At 53.2% G+C, this 19188-nt stretch carries 20 protein-coding genes and 1 pseudogene; 9 read left to right on the top strand and 12 right to left on the bottom strand.

Features of this window, described 5'->3' with window-relative positions; all coding sequences use genetic code 11:
• The 6 genes and pseudogenes from mrdB to lipA all read left to right on the top strand — a co-directional run bounded on the left by mrdB (position 1) and on the right by lipA (position 5895).
• The gene (gene mrdB / locus WH277_RS12070; RefSeq protein ID WP_133845600.1) at positions 1-1113 is read left to right on the top strand and encodes a peptidoglycan glycosyltransferase MrdB; all 1113 of its coding nucleotides are present in this window, start codon (positions 1-3) and stop codon (positions 1111-1113) included.
• Between the two features lie 11 nt (positions 1114-1124).
• The gene (gene rlpA / locus WH277_RS12065; RefSeq protein ID WP_159337440.1) at positions 1125-2282 is read left to right on the top strand and encodes an endolytic peptidoglycan transglycosylase RlpA; all 1158 of its coding nucleotides are present in this window, start codon (positions 1125-1127) and stop codon (positions 2280-2282) included.
• A gap of 100 nt (positions 2283-2382) precedes the next feature.
• The gene (dacA, locus tag WH277_RS12060; protein WP_339505729.1) at positions 2383-3594 is read left to right on the top strand and encodes a D-alanyl-D-alanine carboxypeptidase DacA; all 1212 of its coding nucleotides are present in this window, start codon (positions 2383-2385) and stop codon (positions 3592-3594) included.
• 137 nt (positions 3595-3731) lie between these two features.
• Positions 3732-3995, top strand: coding sequence for a DUF493 family protein YbeD (ybeD, locus tag WH277_RS12055; RefSeq protein ID WP_062745316.1), 264 nt, complete (start codon positions 3732-3734; stop codon positions 3993-3995).
• A 75-nt stretch (positions 3996-4070) separates the two neighbouring features.
• On the top strand, positions 4071-4739 hold the full coding sequence (lipB, locus tag WH277_RS12050; protein ID WP_420361217.1) for a lipoyl(octanoyl) transferase LipB: 669 nt from the start codon (positions 4071-4073) through the stop codon (positions 4737-4739).
• Between the two features lie 190 nt (positions 4740-4929).
• Positions 4930-5895 (top strand): annotated as a pseudogene (gene lipA / locus WH277_RS12045) (lipoyl synthase).
• A 59-nt stretch (positions 5896-5954) separates the two neighbouring features.
• On the opposite strand, the gene tatE reads toward lipA, so the two are convergent.
• From tatE to ltnD, 11 genes are all read right to left on the bottom strand, one after another.
• Complete coding sequence (gene tatE / locus WH277_RS12040) at positions 5955-6158, bottom strand: twin-arginine translocase subunit TatE (protein WP_133845610.1); 204 nt, start codon at positions 6156-6158, stop codon at positions 5955-5957.
• Between the two features lie 173 nt (positions 6159-6331).
• Complete coding sequence (locus WH277_RS12035; protein WP_133845776.1) at positions 6332-7135, bottom strand: deaminated glutathione amidase; 804 nt, start codon at positions 7133-7135, stop codon at positions 6332-6334.
• Positions 7136-7160: 25 nt separating this feature from the next.
• Positions 7161-7586, bottom strand: coding sequence for a GNAT family N-acetyltransferase (locus tag WH277_RS12030; RefSeq protein WP_133845612.1), 426 nt, complete (start codon positions 7584-7586; stop codon positions 7161-7163).
• Between the two features lie 401 nt (positions 7587-7987).
• On the bottom strand, positions 7988-8197 hold the full coding sequence (cspE, locus tag WH277_RS12025) for a transcription antiterminator/RNA stability regulator CspE (protein ID WP_004156612.1): 210 nt from the start codon (positions 8195-8197) through the stop codon (positions 7988-7990).
• A 150-nt stretch (positions 8198-8347) separates the two neighbouring features.
• Positions 8348-8917 (bottom strand): lipid IV(A) palmitoyltransferase PagP, encoded by a 570-nt coding sequence (gene pagP, locus WH277_RS12020; protein WP_133845614.1) that lies wholly within the window; start codon positions 8915-8917, stop codon positions 8348-8350.
• 835 nt (positions 8918-9752) lie between these two features.
• Complete coding sequence (locus WH277_RS28710) at positions 9753-9836, bottom strand: membrane protein (RefSeq protein ID WP_017346848.1); 84 nt, start codon at positions 9834-9836, stop codon at positions 9753-9755.
• A 97-nt stretch (positions 9837-9933) separates the two neighbouring features.
• The gene (locus WH277_RS12015) at positions 9934-11289 is read right to left on the bottom strand and encodes a GntP family transporter (protein WP_133845616.1); all 1356 of its coding nucleotides are present in this window, start codon (positions 11287-11289) and stop codon (positions 9934-9936) included.
• A gap of 145 nt (positions 11290-11434) precedes the next feature.
• Complete coding sequence (locus tag WH277_RS12010; protein WP_339505728.1) at positions 11435-12211, bottom strand: HPr family phosphocarrier protein; 777 nt, start codon at positions 12209-12211, stop codon at positions 11435-11437.
• Between the two features lie 2 nt (positions 12212-12213).
• Complete coding sequence (otnC, locus tag WH277_RS12005; RefSeq protein ID WP_159337445.1) at positions 12214-12837, bottom strand: 3-oxo-tetronate 4-phosphate decarboxylase; 624 nt, start codon at positions 12835-12837, stop codon at positions 12214-12216.
• On the bottom strand, positions 12834-14096 hold the full coding sequence (gene otnK / locus WH277_RS12000; RefSeq protein ID WP_133845622.1) for a 3-oxo-tetronate kinase: 1263 nt from the start codon (positions 14094-14096) through the stop codon (positions 12834-12836). The genes otnC and otnK overlap by 4 nt, the downstream gene beginning before the upstream one ends.
• Entirely contained in the window at positions 14096-15010 is a 915-nt protein-coding gene (gene ltnD, locus WH277_RS11995; RefSeq protein ID WP_133845624.1) for an L-threonate dehydrogenase, read from the bottom strand. Before ltnD ends, otnK begins: the two co-directional genes overlap by 1 nt.
• Positions 15011-15324: 314 nt before the next feature.
• Between ltnD and ygbI the strand changes: the two genes are divergently transcribed.
• A complete protein-coding gene (ygbI, locus tag WH277_RS11990; protein ID WP_167864164.1) occupies positions 15325-16086 on the top strand; it encodes a DNA-binding transcriptional repressor YgbI in 762 nt (253 codons plus the stop codon).
• Positions 16087-16261: 175 nt separating this feature from the next.
• Positions 16262-16507, top strand: a complete 246-nt coding sequence (locus tag WH277_RS11985) for a hypothetical protein (protein ID WP_133845626.1) — start codon at positions 16262-16264, stop codon at positions 16505-16507.
• A gap of 222 nt (positions 16508-16729) precedes the next feature.
• Here the strand turns inward: WH277_RS11985 and WH277_RS11980 are convergent, their stop codons facing one another.
• A complete protein-coding gene (locus WH277_RS11980; protein ID WP_238337072.1) occupies positions 16730-17839 on the bottom strand; it encodes a hypothetical protein in 1110 nt (369 codons plus the stop codon).
• 239 nt (positions 17840-18078) lie between these two features.
• Between WH277_RS11980 and WH277_RS11975 the strand changes: the two genes are divergently transcribed.
• Positions 18079-19167 (top strand): malate/lactate/ureidoglycolate dehydrogenase, encoded by a 1089-nt coding sequence (locus WH277_RS11975; RefSeq protein ID WP_339505727.1) that lies wholly within the window; start codon positions 18079-18081, stop codon positions 19165-19167.
• Positions 19168-19188 lie beyond the last annotated feature (21 nt).

Raw genomic sequence — 19188 nt, 5'->3', positions numbered from 1 at the left:
ATGAATGATAGCCATCAAAAACGGACAATCTGGACTCGCATCCACGTTGATCCTCTATTTTGCCTCATCATTACCGCGCTGCTGATCTACAGTGCGCTGGTGATGTGGAGTGCCAGCGGCCAGGATCCCGGCATGATGGAGCGCAAGCTCGGTCAGATCGCCATGGGCGTGATTGTCATGCTGGTGATGGCGCAGATCCCACCGCGCGTCTACGAGGGGTGGGCACCCTATCTGTATATTGTCTGCGTGATCCTGCTGATTGCGGTCGATGCGTTCGGTCATATCAGTAAAGGCGCACAGCGCTGGCTGGATCTCGGCGTGGTACGATTCCAACCATCGGAAATCGCTAAAATAGCCGTACCACTGATGGTGGCGCGCTTTATTAACCGTGATGTCTGCCCGCCTACGCTGAAAAATACCGCTATCGCGCTGGTACTGATCTTTATGCCGACCCTGCTGGTGGCTGCACAGCCCGATCTGGGAACGTCGATCCTGATTGCCGCTTCCGGGCTTTTTGTCCTTTTCCTGTCTGGCATGAGCTGGAAACTGATCGCTGTTGCGGTGCTGCTGGTCGCCGCATTTATCCCGATCCTGTGGTTCTTCCTGATGCACGACTATCAGCGCGATCGCGTGATGATGTTGCTGGATCCGGAAAGTGATCCGCTGGGGGCGGGTTACCATATTATTCAATCGAAGATAGCCATCGGCTCTGGTGGCCTGCGCGGGAAGGGGTGGCTGCATGGAACCCAGTCACAGCTGGAGTTTTTACCGGAGCGTCACACGGACTTTATTTTCGCCGTACTGGCCGAAGAATTAGGATTAGTCGGGGTGCTGGTTCTGCTGATACTCTACGTGCTGCTGATTATGCGCGGCCTGATGATGGCCGCCCGCGCGCAGACAACCTTTGGTCGCGTGATGGCTGGTGGAATGATGCTGATCTTCTTTGTTTATGTTTTTGTTAACATTGGCATGGTGAGCGGCATTCTGCCCGTTGTTGGGGTACCGTTACCGCTGGTGAGCTACGGGGGTTCCGCGCTGATCGTCCTGATGGCCGGGTTCGGGATCATTATGTCGATTCACACCCATCGAAAACTGTTGTCGAAGAGCGTTTAAGAGGCATAAACATGCGTAAGGATTGGCTTTGGATTGCCCTGGCTTCAGCATTGCTGGCAGCCTGTACTACTGACAGCGACCAGCAGGCGCCCGTCACCCAACAGCAAGCGACCTATAACGGCCCGGTGGTCGAGATTGGCGGTGCGGAGCCTCGCTATGAACCGATTAATCCCGGCACCAGCCAGGATTACTCGGTCAACGGCAAAAATTATAAAATTGTCAAAGATCCATCGAACTTCAGTCAGGTTGGCCTGGCTGCATGGTATGGCGAAGAAGCCAACGGCAACCGTACCGCAACGGGCGAAACCTTCGATCCGAACGCCATGACGGCCGCACACCCCACGCTGCCTCTGCCCAGCTACGTCCGTGTGACCAATATTGCCAATGGCCGTATGATTGTGGTGCGCGTCAACGATCGCGGCCCTTACACGCCAGGCCGTATTATTGACCTGTCTCGTGCGGCAGGCGACCGCCTTAATATCTCCAATAACAGCAAAGTCCGCGTCGATTACATTGCTGTCGCACCGGATGGCAGCCTGTCAGGCCCGGGGACGGTTGGCACTACCGTGGCGAAACAGAGCTATGCACTGCCCTCGCGCCCGGAAATTGGTGGCGGTATGACAATGGGCGGCGGTGCTGCTTCGACACCCGTGATGTCATCATCACCATCACAGCCCGCACAGTACTCCAGTCCGCAGCCACAGGAAATGGAACAACAGTCACGTCCGGTGGATAACGGCTCGCTGAACAGTGATAACACCATGGGCGCTCCCGTGCGCAGCAGTGGTTTCCTTGGCGCGGCACAACCCTTACCGGGCGGCGTACTGGAAAGCAGTGAACCGGTCGCGGTAACACCTTCCGCTTCTTCAGCCCCTGCTGCTGTCGCGGCCCCAACGGCAGCAGCAGCAGCTTCACGCCCTGCAACGGGTGCCACCGGCAATTATGTGGTGCAGGTTGGCGCACTGAGCGATGGTCCACGTGCACGCCAGCTGGCAACCAGTTTGGGTAAACAGTTCGGCGTTCCCGGCTCAGTAGACAGCCGTGGCAATGTGTATCGCGTCCAGCTTGGTCGTTTCACTTCGCGCCAGCAGGCCGCCGCATTACAGCAGCGCCTGGCGAGTGAAGCACAGCAACAATCGTTTATTACTGTCGCACCTGACGCAATGTAATTCTCCACCGATCCGCCAGATTTAGGCGGGTCGTGGCAGGATGATTTTGCTATAGTGAGTCACTTTTTTTAACCTAGCCCATGGATGTTGTTGTCCTTACATGAACACTCTGAAGCCATCCCGACTGCTCAAACGCCTGACTACAGGCACGCTTATCGCCCTCAGCCTCAATGTTGTCGCTTATGCTGACGACCTGAACATCAAGACCATGATCCCCGGCGTACCGGAAATTGATGCTGAAGCCTATGTCCTGATCGATTACAACTCAGGGAAAGTCCTGGCTGAGAAGAATGCCGATGCGCGCCGTGACCCGGCGAGTCTGACAAAAATGATGACCAGCTATGTCATCGGCCAGGCGGTCAAAGCCGGTAAAATCCATCAGGATGATATCGTCACCGTCGGGAAAGATGCCTGGGCCACCGGCAACCCGGTGTTCAAAGGTTCGTCTCTGATGTTTCTGAAGCCTGGCGACCGCGTACCGGTCTCCCAGCTGACGCGCGGTATCGTACTGCAATCAGGTAATGATGCCTGTGTGGCCATGGCCGATTATGTTGCCGGCAGTCAGGATGCGTGCGTGGGCCTGATGAACAACTACGTGAAAGCGCTGGGCCTGCAAAACACTCACTTCCAGACGGTCCACGGTCTGGACGCTGAAGGGCAGTACAGCTCTGCGCGCGATATGGCGCTGATTGGCCGCTCACTGATCCGTGATGTGCCGGACGAATACGCTGTTTATCACGAGAAAGAGTTCACCTTTAATAATATTCGCCAGACCAACCGTAACGGTTTGTTGTGGGATACCAGCCTCAACGTTGACGGTATTAAAACCGGCCACACCGATGCGGCAGGTTACAACCTGGTGGCCTCTGCGACCGAAGGCCAGATGCGTTTGATCTCCACCGTGATGGGCGGCCACACCTACAAAGGGCGTGAAACCGAGAGCAAGAAATTGCTGACCTGGGGCTTCCGCTTCTTCGAAACGGTGGCACCACTGAAAGCCGGGAAAGAGTTTGCCTCTGAGCCTGTATGGTTCGGTAACAGCGATCGTGTGCAGCTGGGCGTGGAAAAAGATGTGTTCCTTACCATCCCTCGTGGCCGCATGAAAGACCTGAAAGCCAGCTATACCCTGAGCAATACCGAGCTGCATGCTCCCTTGCAGAAAAACCAGGTCGTCGGCAGCATCAACTTCCAGTTGGACGGCAAAACCATTGAACAGCACCCACTGGTGGTGCTGAATGATATGCCGGAAGGTGGCTTCTTTGGCCGCATCATTGATTATATCAAACTGATGTTCCACCACTGGTTCGGTTAACCACAGATCCGGGTTGGGCATGCCCGACCCCTACGCGATCGCTCACATCTTGAAATTAATCTCTAATATCCCCATATTGTGAGTATCTGTTTACTCCCGCTGCGGCGGGAGTCCTTGTTGGTGTCACCGGAGTCCATATGAAAACCAATCTTAAAGAACTGCTCGAATTCCCCACCTCTTTTACCTATAAAGTGATGGGTCTGGCACAGCCGGAGCTGGTCGATCAAGTGGTTGAAGTGGTGCAGCGTCATGCACCAGGTGACTACTCTCCGGATGTTAAACCAAGCAGCAAAGGCAATTATCATTCGGTGTCGATTACCATCACCGCCACCCACATCGAACAGGTCGAAACCCTGTATGACGAGTTGGGTAAGATTGAAATTGTCCGCATGGTGCTGTAACCCTGACGTTGGCGGGGGCAAGCTGGCTCTTGCCCTGTGCCAACGTTATACTGTTCCCCTCGTTACCCAACCGGATTGTCCGTTTTGCCTCACACTAGCCTGATTATCCGCCAACTCGGCATGCAGCCCTGGGCGCCTGTTTCTCTCGCCATGCATCAGTTCACCGACCAGCGTGACGATAATACGCCGGACGAGATCTGGCTGGTGGAACACCCCCCGGTGTTTACTCAGGGGCAGGCAGGAAAAAGTGAACACCTGTTAATGCCCGGCGACATTCCAGTCATGCAGAGCGATCGTGGCGGCCAGGTGACTTATCATGGCCCCGGTCAGCAGATCATGTATGTGATGGTGAATCTGAAGCGTCGTAAAACGGGCGTACGCCAGCTGGTTACCGCCCTTGAACAAACGGTGATCGATACACTGGCGCATTTTTCCGTGACCGCCAATGCGCGCCCCGATGCCCCGGGTGTCTATGTTGACGGCAAAAAAATCTGCTCATTAGGGCTGCGGATCCGCAATGGCTGCTCCTTTCACGGCCTTGCGCTGAATATTGATATGGATTTAACCCCTTTCCTGCGCATTAACCCCTGCGGCTATGCCGGAATGGAGATGACACAGCTGGCGGCACTCACTGCCTCTGCGACACCTGCCGATATCCAGCCGTTGCTGATCAAAAATTTTGCTCTTCAACTGGCAATAACTGACGTTTCCTGGAGCGAAAGTACGGAACTCCCGCTAAGATAGGGGGCAAATACGTATGTTGCTTTACAATTCTGCAACGCTTTCTCGCACAGTCAGGCTGAATCTGCTGCGAGGAGATGATATAATTTTTGCGCTTTATCAAAAAAAGTTGAAAATCACCAACTCATTGAGTGTTAGCGGCTGTTTTGTATACGAATAGATTGCCGCAATCCAACCTGGAACCTGCAAGAATATGAGTAAACCGATCGTGATGGAACGCGGTGTAAAATACCGCGACGCAGACAAAATGGCATTGATCCCGGTGAAAACCGTGATGACCGAGCGTACGGAGATTTTACGTAAGCCAGACTGGATGCGTATTAAACTTCCTGCCGATTCCAGCCGTATTCAGGGCATCAAAGCCGCGATGCGTAAAAATGGTCTGCACTCCGTTTGCGAAGAGGCTTCCTGCCCTAACCTGTCTGAATGTTTTAACCACGGCACGGCCACCTTTATGATTCTGGGCGCCATCTGAACACGCCGCTGCCCGTTCTGCGATGTGGCCCACGGCCGCCCGGTAACACCTGATGCCAATGAACCCGGCAAACTGGCACAGACCATCGCGGATATGGCACTGCGCTACGTGGTGATCACCTCGGTTGACCGTGATGACCTGCGCGATGGCGGAGCACAGCACTTTGCTGACTGTATCCGTGCTATCCGTGAAAAAAGCCCTGCGATTAAAATCGAAACGCTGGTGCCTGATTTCCGTGGTCGTATGGACCGCGCACTGGAAATTCTGATTGATACACCACCGGATGTGTTTAACCACAACCTGGAAAACGTGCCGCGCGTTTACCGCCAGGTACGTCCGGGTGCTAACTATGACTGGTCACTGAAATTGCTGGAGCGCTTTAAAGAAGCTCACCCGGACGTTCCAACCAAGTCAGGCCTGATGGTGGGATTAGGTGAAACTAATGCAGAAATCGTTGAAGTGATGCGTGATCTGCGTCGCCATGGCGTGACCATGCTGACCCTCGGGCAATATCTGTCGCCAAGCCGCCACCATTTACCCGTACAGCGCTATGTGAGCCCTGCTGAGTTCGACGAAATGAAAGAAGCCGCAATGGATATGGGCTTCACCCATGCAGCCTGTGGCCCGTTCGTACGTTCGTCATACCATGCTGATCTGCAGGCGAAAGGGTTGGAAGTAAAGTAATCCTTCTGCCCGGAGCAAAAAAAACGGATGACAATGTCATCCGTTTTTTTTGAGCAGAATTACTCTTTGTGAGAGATCTGTCCGGCGTTTTTCTCTTCTGACGAGGCTTTCTGCGCAGAAGAATCATCGTCATTCATCGCCTTCTTAAATCCCTTTATGGCCGAACCTAAATCCCCTCCCAGGGTGCGCAGTTTTTTGGTTCCGAATAATAGGACGATTAACGCGCCAACGATCAGCAATTTGCCAAGACTGAGACCTTCCATACTTACCTTCTTTCATTTATCTGACCGTCACAACGGTCGGTAACAGGCGAGTATTAACGCGCTGATGGCGTGAAATTACAACTGCAATCTGTAACAGAATATGCGCTGTATTGGCGCAGCGTGGCTGACCAGATTTAACGTCCCCAGCATCAGCGTAATAGCGTGTTATTTCATTACTGAGTCTTCCCACAATCAAGTTCAGGGCGGGCAAAGCGACGATTCTCTAATACCGGCAATGCACGGCGTGCATCGGCAATACGCTGTGGGTCGACCTCGGCAAACACCAGTGCCGGGCCTTCTGCGGCTTTGGCAATCGCCACACCGAGCGGGTCAACCACCAGGCTATTGCCGATATTACGCGGGCCGCACTCACCCACCGCGACCACATAACAGGTATTCTCCAGCGCTCGGGCGGTCACCAGCACCTCCCAGTGCATCTCTTTCAGCGGCCCTTTCACCCAGGCAGCAGGCAGTACCAACAGGTCAGCACCGTCCAGCGCCAGGCGACGTGCCAGCTCAGGGAAGCGGACGTCATAACAGGTCATCAACCCGACCTTCAACCCGTCCACATCCACCAGCGAAGGGACATTATTGCCCGCCGTGACATTGCGCGACTCCTGCATCGCAAAGGCGTCATACAGATGCAGTTTGTCGTAACGGGCAATAATCTCACCGTTACGTATCGCCACCAGCACATTCAGCGCCCGTCCATCCGCCGTCGGTACGTGCACCGTCATCATCGTCGTCAGCGTATTCGCCCGACTGGCGGCCAGGACCTGGCTGAGGAACGGGCCATCAAGCGGCTGCGCCGCTTTTAGCACCAGGTCCGGGTCGGTAATATCACGCGCCAGCACCCCTTCTGGCAGCACCAGCAGTCTTGCTCCCTGCTGCTCTGCCTGAGCCATTAAGCCGATGCAGATATCGGCGTTATCTTGCCACTCACGGCTCACGGCGAACTGTCCTAATGCCACTTTCATCGTCATCGTTATGCTCCTGGGGCGGTCAGGTCAAATCTTTGATGTGGTAGCGTGGTGATTCCTGGTAACCCTCGCGCGCGTAAAACGCATTCGCCTTTTCACGACGCTCATGGCAGTGTACCTCGACCCGGTCACAGCCACGCTCCATTGCCAACTGCTCAGCATGTTGTAACAGCTGCTGCCCGGCCCCTTTGCTGCGCTCACCTTCGGCAATGCAGAAATAGCTGATACGGGCAAAATCCCCTGCCAACGCAAGCTGTGGAATAAAATGCAACGACAGAAACCCCAATACCGTATTTCCCTGTTCGGCAATAAGAAGTTGTTCAGTCTCGTCGATCATCAGTTGAGCCAGCCTGCGCTCAATAAAAGGCGCGGTATCCGCATAGCCCAGTTCTGTTAACAATGCGCTGAGGGCAAAAGCATCTTTCGATTCAGCCAGACGAATATTCATGGTCATTCTCCGCAATATGCCAACAAGCCGGGTGAACAGGTGAAAACTTCTGCCTATGTTTATAGCTGTAGCAAGGCAGTCCCTGCAAGGAGCCAGATCACAGGGTAATGTTACAAAAGCTAATTCGTGTAAGGATCCCCTTAATTATGGCGTGCAACCCCCTATTTTAATGTTTCCTTAATAATCGCACGGCACACTGGTCATCATTCAGCCAACAGAGATGATCGCCATGAACCTTCTTCCCCGCCACAAAAATGAGTATCTTGCCGTGCTGCTGGCCTGTACTGCGACTGTTGCGTGGCTAATGCAGTATTTCAACACGTAGAGACATACTGTGCCCCCGGATCGCAGGCGAAAAAAAACCCGCCATTGGCGGGTTTTTAAAAATTCTGTCTGATAACTTAAATAGCGGCAACGTTAGCAGCAGATGGGCCTTTGGCACCGTTGGTGATTTCGAACTCTACGCGCTGACCTTCAGCCAGAGTTTTGAAACCATTGCTCTGGATGGCAGAGAAGTGTACGAACACGTCTTTGCTACCATCTTCAGGAGTAATGAAACCGAATCCTTTGGACTCATTAAACCACTTAACGCTACCTTTGATCTTAGACATCTATATTACCTTTACATGAAAAATGGACACTAAACTGTGTCGGGGGTTAGTACAGCAATTGCCAAGGCTTTTGTCCAGTAGCCGAGGACGAAAAAGTGATAAATATCGCCTTTTTTTACCCGACATCATTTTTACGACAAACCCCGGAGATTAAAACTGCCAGCGCAGCCAGGCGAAGAAAACATTGCCGTTATTGTAAGTTCCTGGAATGTAAGTCATCTGGAAAGTTGCAGGCCCATAGCCGACTGAGGCCAGCGGCAGCACCAGTGGGATCGGGATATAGTTCCAGTTATCACGCATTGTTACCCCGGCGGTATACCCCAGGCCAAGGCGGAAGTCAGGGTCATTAAGCGGTCGCCAGGTTTTCTCCCAGCCATAACCGCCAATCGGTTCCCACTTATTATAAGAGTCCTTAAACACCATCAGATAGATGCCATTCCAGTTACCCTTTTCGTCATAACGTGAAACACCGCCACCCGCGCCCCAGGGACGTTCATTGTAGCGGTCCGTTTTCTCTTTGTCGTAAGTCCAGCGGTTATGCCAGGTAATAGCAGGGACATAGAGATCGACAGTTTGTGGTTCATTCCATGTCTGGCTAACGTTATCACTGAAGGAATGCCATGTATCAGCAATCCCATCTCCGAGAGTTGCCGCATGCGCGCTGCTCAGAGTCAGCCCACCGAGCAGGGTTGAAAGTAATAAGGCCGGTTTTGTGTTCACGATAAATTCACTGCTCCCTGGATGATCGCTGTATGCAACATCCTCAACGTTAGTCAGAAACCCTGACCAAATGTATTACCCGTTCTGGTAATAATTATAAACAAAGCACTTAAACACTCCATTAATCACCGAAATATATCCCATCAGTAAAAAGAGCATTCCCGTTATTTCACATTATAAAACATCGGTGTAGGTAAGAAAAAATATAATTCAGCTGAGAAAATATCACACCAGGAAAACTCGTAAACTTCAGCAGTAATCTTTCCAAAAAGTGAAAAAAACCTTCACAACGCTAATCAATCAGTAAAAATTCGGTGAAGTTTACTTGATGAAAATCATTGTACAGTGAATGAAATGACTGTTTTTATCCTCAATAATTCGAAAAAACTGATAAAAAAACCGTAAACACTACAAAAATCATACTATTAGCCGTTAATTCACAAAGCTAATTAATGAATATTATTTATAGATCTCCTCGGAATTTTTGATAAGATAATTCTCATTGAATAGCACTCAGGAAGAGTAGAGGTTGTGAAAATGCTAAGGTGTGGCAGGTGCGGAAGTTCAAAATTTATATTCACGACGCGTAATGATAGTACTGAATATCACGGGGCTGCTTGTGCAGTCTGTCATAAGCGTCTGAATCCACATGATGTCTGCATCCGTTCTGCGGAATCGGTTTCAGTATGGCCAGCGAAAAAAGGCGATAAGCATGCCGTATGCTACTTTACGGATAAACCCTTACGCGGCTGATGTTGACGGAATGACGTTGAGTACGGGGCCAGCAAACTGCTGACCGCCGTGTTAAAACGGAATAATGCTTATCCACATACCGTTAGAAAATAAGCTTGAATACACCGGTAATAGTCAGCAGACCGACAATAAAGATGATCGCAATAATCCAGAGAATAATTTTCATTCCATGCCCTCTTCTCATAAAAAAAGTCACTACAACGTAGTGACTTAAGTATAGAAGAAGATTGATTCTTCGCGTGGTGAAACCGATCAGACAAACACTACAGCACCAGAGACAGCATCCATACCAGCGCAAAACCGGTCAATCCCATCGCCGTTGTCAGCACGGTCCAGGTTCTCAGACCGTCGGCGACCGACAGGCCAAGATAACGCGTCACCACCCAGAATCCGGCATCATTCACATGCGACAGCCCCAGGCCACCGAAGCAGGCAGACAGGGTGACCAGCACCAGTTGTGTATCACTTAACCCGGTGACCGCCTGCGTCAGCAGGCCACTGGTCGTCAGAATGGCAACGGTCGCCGATCCCTGCGAGGCACGCAGTGCCAGCGACAGAATAAAAGCAGCCGGAATCAACGGCAGATGGATAGTTTCCAGCGACAGTGCCAATGCTTTACCGACGCCTGATTCCACCAACACCTTACCAAACGCGCCCCCTGCACCTGCTACCAGAATCACCCCTGCTGAACTCGGAATAGCGCGGTCCAGCAATTCGCTGAGCTTTTCTTTGCTCCAGCCACGGCGCAGACCGAGCAACCAGGCAGAAAGCGCCAGTGCGATCAGTAATGCAATGGCCGGCGTCCCCACCAGCGTCAGGAACTGGCGCAGGCTGTTGCCTTCAGGCAGTACGCTATGTGCCAGTGTACCCACCACAATCAGGACAATCGGCACCACAATGAGCGATGAAATCATCCAGGCACCCGGTGGTAATTCCTGATTCTGACGCGGGCTACTTTCCGGTTTCGCCAGTTGAAGCTGCTCCAGGACGTCCAGCGATAAATGATACTGACGACGGTTCATCACTTTCGCGACAAAATAACCCACCACACCGACCGGAATCGATACCGCGATACCCAGCAACATCAACCAGCCCATGTCAGACCCTAACAACCCCGCTGCTGCCGCCGCCCCCGGATGAGTAGGCAATGCGACGTGCACGGTTAACATCACCCCCGCCATCGGCAAACCATATTTTAGCGGAGAGACGCGCGCCACTTTGGTGAAACCGTAAATCAGCGGGATAACAATAATGAACCCGACTTCGAAGAAGACCGGAATCCCGAGGATAAACGCCGCCATAGTCAGTGCAGCGACGGTGCGTTTGACTCCCAGCGTATGGGTAAAGCGCTGTGCCAGCGACTCCGCTCCGCCGGACGATTCAATGATCGCACCCAGCATGGCGCCCAGCACGATAATAATGGTAATCGAGCCGAGCAGCCCGCCCATACCGGAAACAATCACCTTCATAATGTTATCGGCAGGTATACCGGTCGAGATCGCCACTAACAGGCTGACGACCAGCAGAGCAACAAACGGATGAACTTTGGCTTTAATCACCAGCAGCAGCAGGATCAGCACGCTGGCAACAGCAATGGTTAATAACAGGGCAGTAGACATCTTTGCAGCCTCGTAGGGTTTTATTTTTTACGCAGTGCTCTACAGCACCGTTTTATTTCATTTTCCCCGGCTTTACCGCCTGATTCAGGCAGCAAAAAACCAGCGCTGCGCGCCAGAACACGCAGCGTTCATCACACAGGTCCTGTTATTTAAAGGCGTTAAACCAGCCCAGTCCTTCCAGCGTGGTGGTGCGCGGGAAATACTCGCAGCCAATCCAGCCGCTATATCCGCTACGATCGAGCAGATCGAACAGCCACGGATAGTTAATTTCACCCTCGTCCGGTTCATGACGATCCGGTGCGGAAGCAATCTGGATATGCTGATACTGCCCGATATAGTCAGTAATCAGATGGCTCAGGTTGCCATCTACCAACTGCGCATGGAACAGATCGAGCTGGCTGAACACGCCTGGGCGGTCGATACGTTTGATGATATCCAGCACCTGATACTGGCTGGAATAGAGATAATTGGGTTTCGTCTTTGGATTCAACGCTTCCAGCAAAACACGCACGCCATGCGGAGCAAAGCGCTCTGCGGCATAGCGCACGTTATCGATGAAAGTGCGGCAGTAAGCCTCACGGTCAGCCCCTTCCGGCAGCACTGACGCCATGATATGAACCTGGCGGCAGTTCAGCGCCAGCGCATACTCCAGCGCCCGATCGATATCTTTGCGGGCATCCACTTCACGGCCGGGGATTGCAGAAACCCCCCACTCACCCGCCGCTGTATTACCGGGCGCCGTATTGAACAGCACCAGTTCCAGATGATTGCGGGTTAACGCCTGCTTTAACGTATCGGCGTCGTAATCATAGGGAAAAAGAAACTCTACCCCATGAAAACCAGCTTCAGCTGCGGCATCAAAACGCGCCAAAAATGGCAGTTCGTTAAACAGGGTGGACAGATTGGCAGCAAATTTAGGCATGTTCAGCTCCGTAATTCAGCCACTTCGTCATCATTAAGATAACGAATCGGGCGGTCGCCCAGCGTAAAGATCAGTCGGGCAGTCTCTTCCAGTTCTTCGGTATTATCAGCGGCTTCACGCAGGGTTTTCCCCACCACCACCGGACCATGATTCGCCAGCAGAAACGCCTTGTAGTGCGGGGCCAGTTTCGCCAGGTCCTCTCCCAGGCGCTCATCGCCCGGGCGATAATAAGGCACCACGGGGACATCGCCCACGCGCATCACCACATACGGCGTGAATGGGCGAATACAGTTTTTTGTGTCCAGCCCTTCCAGGCAGGAGAGCGCAGTAAGATACAGGCAGTGCAGATGAACAATCGCCCCACATGCCGGATTATTCAGATAAATAGCGCGATGAAAGCTGATCTCTTTCGACGGTTTATCACCGCCAATCCACTCTCCTTCCGGGGTCACTTTCGATAGCCTTTCTGCGACCAGCTCACCCAGGCAGGAGCCGGTGGGCGTCGCCAGCAACGTACCATCTTCCAGTCGCATAGACAGATTCCCGGCTGAGCCCGTGGCATAGCCACGCTGGAAAAACGAAGCGCCCAGCCGGACCATCTCTTCACGTGCTTGTTGTTCAGTCATACTACAAACTCCGTTTGTGCGCGGGCAAAAAAGTTTTCATCGCCGAAATTACCGGATTTCAGCGCCAGCGAAACGGGCTGCCCGAGGGCGCGCACCCAGGGCACGCCTGGCGAAATCACCGGGCCGATATGAAATGCATCAATGCCTAACGTCTGCGCTACTACGCCGGAGGTTTCCCCTCCTGCCACGATAAAACGCTGCCAGCCACGCTGTTGCAGCTCACGCACCACAGCGGCAAACAACTGCTCAACGGCTTCACTGCTGTGCGCGGCGCCATACTGCTGCTGAATACGTTGCAGGGTTTCCGGGTCTGAGGTCGCGAACAACAACGGGGCCAGTGCATCCGATTCGTGCTGCACCACCCAGTCGCACAGTTCGCTGGCGTAACGGTCGCGCTCATGCAGCGCACGTTCCACATCAATCGCCGCGGCTGCAGCCTGCTGGCGATAACGCGCCACCTGGCGGTTGGTCATGGTCGAGCAGGAACCAGACAGCACCACTGCGCGCTGGCCCTGCGGCGCACCCGCGGCCTGAGCACGCGCACTATCGTGCCCGGCACTGGCCCACTGGCGCGCCAGGCCGATTGCCAGCCCTGAGCCGCCCGTCACCAGGCGGCGATCGCGCAGCGCTTCTCCCTGGGTCAGCAGATGCTGCTCATTCAGCGCATCCAGCACTACATACTGCACGCCCTGCTGTGCCAGTTCCTCCAGCGCCTGACGCACTGCATCGGCGCCCTGATCCAGCGTCTGACTGTTAATCAATCCCGCCTTACCGCTCGCCTGCGCTTCCATCAGCCTTAACAGATTGCTGTCGGTCATCGGCGTTACAGGGTGATGACGCATACCGGAATCTGACAGCAGCTGATCCATGACAAAAAGATGCCCCTGATACACCGTGCGACCATTCACCGGCAGTGACGGAGAGATAATGGTTTGTGACTCACCCAGTGCCGCCAGCAGCGCATCGGTGACCGGGCCAATATTCCCCTGTGCGGTACTGTCAAAAGTGGAGCAGTATTTAAAATAAAAACGTTCGCACCCCTGCTGCTGTAACCAGGCCAGCGCCTGTAACGAATCAGCCACCGCTTTCTCCGCTGCACAGGAGCGCGACTTCAGACTGACAACAATGGCATCAGCCTGCGACGACAGTGGCCCTGCTGGCACGCCATTGACCTGGACGGTAGACATGCCGTTCTGTACCAGGAAACTGGCAATATCCGTCGCCCCAGTAAAATCATCCGCAATCACACCCAGACGCATTATTTCTGCTCCTGTTTTACGGGCAGCGTAATGCCGCTGAAAATCTTAATTACTGCGCTGTCATCTTCGCGGCCAAAGCCCGCGTTACTGGCGGAGGTAAACATATTGAATGCCGTGGACGCCAGCGGCAGTGGGAAATGCAGCGCTTTCGCCGTGTCAGCGACCAGGCCGAGATCTTTAACAAAAATATCGACCGCCGATTTCGGTGAATAATCGCCGTCAACCACATGACGCATACGGTTTTCAAACATCCAGGAGTTGCCTGCGGCGTTGGTCACCACGTCATACATGGTATCCAGAGGAATACCGGCGCGGGCGGCCAGTGCCATCGCTTCTGCGCCTGCGGCAATATGAACACCGGCGAGCAACTGGTGAATGATCTTCACTGTCGAACCAAGACCAATCTCGCTGCCAATGCGATACACTTTTCCCGCTACCGCGTCCAGCACGGGCTGTAACCGATCAAATGCCTCATCACTACCGGAGGCCATCACGGTCATTTCACCGGTTGCCGCTTTCGCTGCCCCTCCGGATACCGGTGCATCGAGCATAATTAACTGGTGTGCGGCCAGCTGCTGTTCAATCGCCTGTGCATCCTGCGCAGAGATCGTCGAAGAAACCATCACCACAGTGCCGGGTGTTAAGCGTGACGCCAGTCCGTGCTCCGCAAACAAAATCTGTTTCACCTGGGCGGCATTCACCACCAGCAGCAGCACCGCATCAAGCTGGGCTGCAAAGTCATTGGCCGAGTTCTCCGCCGCCTGCGCACCGCTGTCGCGCAGTGTTTGCAGAGCCTGTGGGTTAAGATCCACGCCCCAGGTTTTCAGGCCCGCTTTGATACAGGACTGCGCAGCTCCCATCCCCATTGAACCGAGGCCGACGACACAAACCGACATTGATGTTGCCTTAGACATACGCACTCCGTGTTAATTTTGGTGATTATTTGTTTTGATATGTGAAGTATAGGCGCTTTTATCGGCACTTTTGGTGACGTGCATCACAACAATTAACCGTAAAAAAGGAAGGAATAACAAGAATTAACACCGCAGCACGATAACCGTGATATAAAAATACTCATTTAAATTCATAAAGATAAAAACAAAACCATCGATATATGGGAAGGAAAACGTCTTCTTTCCGTGATAAATTGATAAAAATTGTGGTGCAGACGCCGGGTACGCTCCTTTACACTCTGGTCAAGCCAACTCCCCTCTCAACAGGAATAATGATGATCCCGGTAGAACGACATCAACAAATATTAACGCTGGTACAGGAGCGGGGAGTCGTGAGTATTGCTGAACTGACTGAACGTCTGGCCGTATCGCACATGACCATTCGCCGCGATCTGCAAAAGCTGGAAGAACAGGGAGCCGTGTTACTGGTGTCAGGCGGTGTCCGTTCCACAGAACGCCTCTCCAGCGAGCCGACGCATCTGGATAAAACCAGTATGTTCAGCCTTGAAAAACAGACCATTGGTGCCGCCGCCGCCCGCCATATCCCGCGTAACAGCTGTATCTACCTGGATGCCGGCACCACCACGCTGGCCCTGGCACGCGAATTGGGCATCCGTGACGACCTGCTGATCATCACCAACGATTTTGTGATTGCCAATTTCCTGATCGACACCAGCCAGTGCCGGATGATCCACACTGGCGGTACACTGTGCCGCGACAACCGCTCCTGCGTAGGGGATGCTGCTGCTCAGGCGCTGCGTGGCCTGTCCGTAGACATCGCATTTATCTCCGCCTCATGCTGGGGAATGCGTGGCACCTTTACCCCGGATGAAGAAAAAATCGCCGTTAAACGCGCCGTCAGTGAAGTCAGCCGCAAGCGAGTACTGCTGGCCGATAGCTCAAAGTACAACAAAATTGCCACCTTTCTTGCCCTGCCACTGACACAGTTTGATAGCATCATCACTGACCCACACCTGCCTGCCGCCGCACGTCAGGAACTGGCTACGCTTGAACTTGACGTCACCCTCGCGGGTTAACGACGGACAGATAATGCCCTGCAACATGCATAAAATTTAGCGACCGCGCTCACGATCTTTCATTTCTTTACGCTCAGGACTTAGAGGATCGCGCGCAGCCTGGCTAGACTTATTCAGGTCATTTTATGGACTCACTTGCTACCCTTTCCCCCTGAAAATGTTACAAGGAGATCTTATGAGCACGATAAATACCAGCATGGGTCGTTACAGTTTGACCGCGAAGAATGCGGGCGATCATATTAAAGGATCGATAGCGATCAACGATGAAGGTGGTGGTCAGCTGACCGCACATGAATTTAATGAGCACTATCTGGATGATGTGATCAATAACGTGATCTTTCCGGTCACGGGGGGCAACCGGGTTATCACCAGTGCCCTGCGCGAACAGATGGTTAAAGCAGGATTTGAACAACCGCATTAGGCTGTTATTGACGCCACTTAGAAGCGCATTGTGCGATTTCGCTCTATCTTTGTATCGCCTGCTTCACATTTTGACTATCAATCGGTTTTTCCGATCGATCACTAAAGATCGATCTGTATAATCACTTATATTTATTGTGGGATTAGTGCGATGATTTATTGCCGTAATTATTATGGCAAAGTCAGATGAATAGCTTTAGTTGCCCACTTTACGTGGGCTTTTTTATACGGCTGGCGGGGATGCCGGGTTCTCTTCTGGCACAGAAGTGGCCGACTCTTCCCTCTCCTTTTTGTTGCGGCTGCGTAAACTCTGTCGCACAAGGAAAACAGGTGCAGCGAGCAGCAGCAGCAGCGCGCCGGACATCCCGCAGATCACCAGACTAATCAGACCTAACCAACCCCCGCCCGCCGTCACGCCCGCTGCCACCAGCGAGAGCAGGAAAAAGAACGTCAGGGTCATCGTCACCGGCCAGAGATTCACGATATCCATATCGCTCAGCGCCATTTTCACCGGCTTAGCCGCCAGCAGCGCTTCCTGTTCTTCCACTTCTATTTTTTGTTGCAGCGCCTGTAGATCCACGCAGGGTGCGACAAAATCCTCGGCGGGTTGAGGATGATGTAACTCGTCGAAAATTCGTTCCGTGGAGGGAAACGTCTGAGGCCAGACGGCGCTATGCACTCCATAACTGCTCAGTGCCGGCAGCGTAATACGCGGCCACTGAATCGCCTGTAAATAGCGATCATTCAGCACTATCCAGCTCTGCCGGGTGTTGCCACGGGTAACATGGTAGAGCTTGAAACGGTCAGCGGGCGGGTAGGAAAGATACGTTACCCGCGCCGTAATAAGCGGAATATGCCGTTGTCGGCAATAATTCACCCTGCTCTGTCCCTGTACCGCCAACAGTACAGCCAGTGCGGAAATAAAATAGTAAGAGGTACTCTCGGCAGCATTGGGGCCGTTCAGATGCTCACGCAATTTCTCTTCGCTGTTACCACTAAGGTGATCGGGCCACCAGCGCCAGCTTCGGCCAATCACCCGCTCGGTTGGCACCTGATAGATCCCCATCGGCTCAGTTTCTGAAGGCAGGATCGCAAAGGGAAAAATCTTACTGAAAAAAGTCAGCGCATCGTCCGGGCCATTCCATTCGCCACTAGCTTCCAGACCGTGCAGGTTAGCCGTCAGCTCACCCCAGCCGACTTTCCCCAGCATATCAATCTTATATTTGGTATCTGCCAGCCGTTTACCCAGCAGCAGCATCTCGCGCGAAATCGCAGACAGATCCAGTAAAGGAATACTGTTAGTGCTGGTGGGTTCTGTGTGTTCACTTTCCATACGGCTGTTTTACCCCAGGCGGCGTCTGTCCGAGCAAAGAAAATTTGGCTTTAGTTAAAAAAGTCAATACATATCAATGCAATAGTATACTTAGCAACCGATGAAATTAGCAATATATCGAACAGGGATGTCGCGATATTCATCGAAAAAGAAGCCTGGCGTGCAGAAAAATTAAACGGACAAAAACCAATTATTCGTTTAAAAATAAGCAGTAACCTTCATTATTTTAAGGAAAAAAAATGAACCAGATTCAGGGTGACATTTACATTAATCACACTATTTTACAGCAGATGGTGCAGAGTCTGTGGCAGCACGCAGGCAGCAGCAAGCAGGAAGCGCAACGCGTCGCCGAGCATTTGGTGGCAGCGAACCTTGCCGGGCATGATTCTCACGGCGTTGGGATGATCCCAAGTTATATGCTCTCAAAATCCCAGGGACATCTACAGCAGAACCAGCAGCTCAGGATCGCTAAAGACGCCGGGGCGGTGCTCACCGTCGACGGCGGCCAGGGCTTTGGCCAGGTGATGGCCGCTGAAGCGATGGATCTGGCGATTGCACGTACCCAGAAGCTGGGAATGTGTGCCATCGCATTGCGGAACTCGCACCATATTGGGCGCATTGGTCACTGGGCGGAGCAGTGCGCACGCGCCGGTTTTATCTCCTTTCATTTCGTCAACGTTGTTGGCGATCCGATGGTTGCGCCGTTTAACGGCAGTGACCGCCGCTTCGGGACCATCCCATTTTGCGCCATCTTCCCGCGCCCCGGCCAGCCACCGCTGCTGCTTGATTTCGCCACCAGCGGCATTGCTTACGGTAAAACCCGCGTTGCCTGGAATAAAGGTGTCAACGTCCCGCCTGGCTATCTGATCGATCATCAAGGGAAGCCGGACATTGACCCTGCGGTGATGCATGAAGCGCCATTTGGTTCCCTTCTGGCCTTTGGCCTGCATAAAGGCTATGCGCTGGCGGTGATGTGCGAAATCCTCGGCGGGGCGCTTTCCGGTGGCCAAACGACCCACCCACAGTCACTGAAAAATACCAGTGACGCTATCTTTAACTGCATGACCACCGTAGTACTTGACCCGGCAGCATTTGACGCACCGGACATGCAGCAGGAAGCGGAAGCCTTTATTGCCTGGACGAAAGCCTCACCGCAGGCGGGTGACAATGCAATCCTGATCCCGGGTGAGTGGGAGGAAGCACAGCGCGCCGAACGCCGCCTGCACGGTATTCCGATTGATGCCAATAGCTGGCAGCAGATTTGTCAGGCGGCGCGTGATGCCGGAATGCCGGACAGTGAACTGGCCGGTTATCAGCCTCAGGCATAAGGCACGCCGGAGGCCCGGCGT

It is taken from the genome of Erwinia sp. MYb416, assembly GCF_037479575.1.
GTDB lineage: Bacteria > Pseudomonadota > Gammaproteobacteria > Enterobacterales > Enterobacteriaceae > Erwinia > Erwinia rhapontici.
This window is presented reverse-complemented; position numbering and strand designations above follow the sequence as displayed.